Source organism: Mesorhizobium sp. M1A.F.Ca.IN.020.06.1.1 (assembly GCF_004023265.1).
GTDB lineage: Bacteria > Pseudomonadota > Alphaproteobacteria > Rhizobiales > Rhizobiaceae > Mesorhizobium.
In genome coordinates, this window is sequence record NZ_RZSR01000615.1 from 1 (window position 1) to 3,672 (window position 3,672).

The following is a 3,672-nucleotide window of genomic DNA, read 5'->3' on the forward strand; positions in this document are numbered from 1 at the left end:
GCATCGCCTCGACGCGCTGCTGCTCCTTCTCCAGCGCGCGCTGGGTCAGGAACTGCGCCAGCGGCGCGCTGTCGAACTGGAGCGACGTCGCCCCGATCTGGCCTGCAAGGCTGAAGTTCACAGCTGGTTCGGAGCCGACAAGCGCCTCGTCGCCCGGTCGATAGGTAATCGCTCCCTTGGCGGCCAGCGTGCTCGCATCGAGGTCGGCGGTAACGTCCGCCGACAGCGTCGCCGCCGGATTGTCGAGGCTGATCGGCGGCGCCCGCAGCGTGCCATTGGCAACGGTGAAGGGGATATCGGTGTTGCCGGCCGCGAAACTTCCCTGTCCGGCGATCTCAGGCGCGAAGCCGGCGGTCTTGGCGGCATCGATGTCGCGTCCGATTGCATCGGCCTTGGCGATGACGGGGGCAAAAGCATCGGGATTGATGCCGGCGATGGTCAGTCCCTTCAGCGCCGCCGTGCCGGACCCTGACAGGGCGGCGATCATCGCATCGACAGACTTGCCGCTGGTCGACAGCGCGGCCGAAATGTCGCCGCTGCCGCTGATTCCGGCGCCAGGCAGCACTGCGGCAAGATCACTGCCCGCCAGCTTCAACTGACCCGATAACAGGCCGGTGCCCTCCGTGTTCTTGAGCTCGAACAGGCCGGTCAGCGTGCCCTCATAGAGCTTGGCTTTGAGGTCCGAGACACGGATGCCTTCCCGGTCGAGCTTCAGCGACAGCGTCGCGTCATGCGCGGTCGCGAACGGTCCGGCGGCAAGGGCCGCCGTGTTGAGGTCGAGATCGGCGCTGAACGGCAGGGTCGATTTCCGGCTGAACGGCGTCGTCGGCCAGCCACCGTCCTTCCCGGCGAGGAAGGACTGGTCGCCGAACAGCGACACCGCCAGCGGGTCGAGGTCGAGCTCATCGAGCGCCAGCGCGCCGGCAAGATGCGGCAGTCCGTCCTTCATGTCGGCGTTGACGTCGCCGGACACAGTCGCCTTGTTGATGGCGCCGCTGAGCCCGCTCAGCACCAGAAGCCCATTGCCGAAGTCGGCATCGCTGGCGAGCGAAGCCGACGTCCCGGTGCCCATGCCGGGCAGCCCGACACCTGTCGTCATCAGCCATGGCTCGATATCGGCGGCGTCGAGATTGACCTTGCCCTTGGCGGTGGCGCCTTGCTCTGTCTCGGCGATGGTCCCGTCAAAGCTCGCCCTGAAATCGTCGGCCGTCAGGTTGAAGCTGGTTGCCAGACCGCCGCCCAGCGAGCCTTTGGCCGTGATATCGGTGGTGGCCTGTCCAAGCATGCCGAGCGGCAGCGCCGGCAGGCCGTAGAGTGCAAGCAGCGTGGCGGCGTTCTCGTTCCTGGCATTGAAGGTGATCGATACCGGCGCATCGGGAAGCCGATCCCGCGTCCCCCTGCCCGAAAGCGAAGCCGAGAAGGCGGAACCGCCGGCCTTGCCTTGCGCCGAGAGCGCGAGTCCGGTGGTGCCGTCGCCATTGTCGGCGGCACTTGTCACCAGGTCGATCCGGGCGTCCTGGAACAGCTCCGGATAGGCAGCAACACGGGCAGCCAGGCCTTTCAGAACCTGATTGTCCGGATAATGCTGGGCTGCGACATCTATGAGCGGCTTGAGATCGACGGCCACCACGGATGCGTCGAGCTTGCCGGTCGGGCTTTCCGGAAAATCCTTGATGCGCCCGGTGGCGCTGATTGAGGCGCCGGCGAGCCCTCCGACCGAGAGCAGGTCGATCTCGAGCAGGCCCTTGCGCAGCCTCAACGCCGTATCAACTGTATCGGCGGTCAGCCCGGCGGCGCTGACCGGGCCCGCCTTGATCTGGAAATCGAGGTCGCGGTCGGAGAAGCGGTTGGCGCCCTTGTCGCTGACGAAGATCGAGGCGAAGGCCGCCAGCCCATCGACGTCGAGCTCGCCGCCCTCCAGCTGCATCAGCACCGAGGGCCTGGCGCCATCGGGCTGGCTGGAATCGATGCGGCCGGAAAATTTCGCCTTGCCGAGGATCAGCTCGAGGTCGCTGAACGACTGCCGGTTCTCGCTGAGATCGACCTTGGCCTTAAAGCCCGCCGCCGGCAGACGGCGGATCGCGTCGTCGACATCCTTCGACAGCCAGGCGGCGAAACCGGACGGCTGTCCGACAGCAAGCAGCAGGGATCCGGTGAAGCCGAAATGGTCCTCGACGTTCAGCATGCCGTCGGCTTCAAGCGTCGCCCGGCCCGGCAGTGTCGCGGCGAGCGACTTCACCGACCACCCGCCTTCGGCCGGGTCCGCCGAGAGCCGCACGTCGCGAACCGTGGTATCGCCCGCCACCACGGCCGGCAGCCTGACCTCGACCGTGCCCGGTATCGTCGGCTTCGGCATGTGCTGAAGCGTCTGCTCGAACGCCGCGATACGCTGGTCGAGCGTCAATCCGGCACCTGCGGATGCGCCCACCGCCTCGTCGAACTGCACCTGCGCGCCGTTCGCTTCGATCGAAAAATGCGGTTTCAGGCCGAGATCGACCGAGGCCTTGCCGTCGGCGGTATAGGGGTTGTCGAGCGGTCCGGTCTCGAAGCGGAATTCATCGACACCGAGCTTCTGATGGTCGAGCGCGAATTTGCCGTTCAGCCGGAAGCCGGGATCGGGCTTGCCGGCGCTGACCTTCACAGGCTCGGCGTCAGTGCCGCGCAATTCGGCCGAGCTCCTGTCGGCCCCATTCTTGTCAGAGGCCGAAACCTTGAACTGACCGGAATAGACCGCCGCGCCTCTGACCATGCCGGCATTGCCGTCCGTCTCGATGATGAGCGGATAGGCATCTGGGTCGGCTTTGAGTCTGACCCGCATCTGGCCGTCGGCTTCAGTTCTGCCGGTTGAGGCCGAGACTTCCGTGCGCAGGCCGTCGAAGCGCAGCGAGCCGTCCATCCGCCACGGGCCGGCGAGCGACTTTGCCGAAACGGTCGAGTTGATCTCGGAGATGAAATGGCTGCGCCCGCCGGCGGCATGGCGCAATTCGATCTGCCCTTCGGTCACTGTCAGCTTCTCGATCGCGATCTGTCCGGGATCGAAGGGCGTCGACGGCCGGATCGCCCAGTCGACCGTGCCGTCGCCTGCAACATCGATGGTCGCCTTCGGATGCACCAGCCGCATGTCGAAGATCAGCAGTTCGCCGCGCAGGAACGGCGCCAGCTCCGCGTCCATGGAGAAGGTCTCCATCGTCATCGCCGGCTGTCCGCCAGGGCCGCCTGCGACCTCGACGTTGGAGAAGGTCACCGAAGGGAATGGCAAGAGCCGCGCGGTCGCATCGCCTTTCACGGTCACCTTGCGGCCGAGGATGGCGCTCGCCTCGCGCTCGAAATCGGCGCGGTAGCCGGTCCAGTCGACGAAATACGGCACAACCAACGCCGCGCACAGCACCAGCACGAACAGGCCACCGAAGATCACGAACAGGCGAGCGAGCATCGGCCCCAAAGCCTAGGATTAAAGTCAGCCGCACTCTACCCGCATCCGCGCGGCGATAAAGAGGCAATTCGGCTGCAACCCTCGGCGTCTAGGCTCTCGGCAAGATCTTGCCGGGGTTCATGATGTTCAGCGGATCGAGCGCCTGCTTGATCGTTCGCATGACCTCAACGCCATGGCCGAGCTCATGGCGCAGGAAGCCGACCTTGCCCTGGCCGATGCCGTGCTCGCCGGTGCAGGTG

2 protein-coding genes are annotated in these 3,672 nt (G+C 66.0%); both read right to left on the minus strand.

Annotated elements, in window-relative coordinates; translation table 11 throughout:
- Positions 1-3,433 (minus strand): AsmA family protein (locus EOA60_RS23475; protein ID WP_128311971.1); only part of this gene is annotated, 3,433 nt, incomplete at its 3' end.
- A gap of 88 nt (positions 3,434-3,521) precedes the next feature.
- Positions 3,522-3,672, minus strand: a 151-nt coding sequence (locus EOA60_RS23480) for an FAD-linked oxidase C-terminal domain-containing protein (RefSeq protein ID WP_281060768.1), incomplete at its 5' end; no start/stop codon positions are given.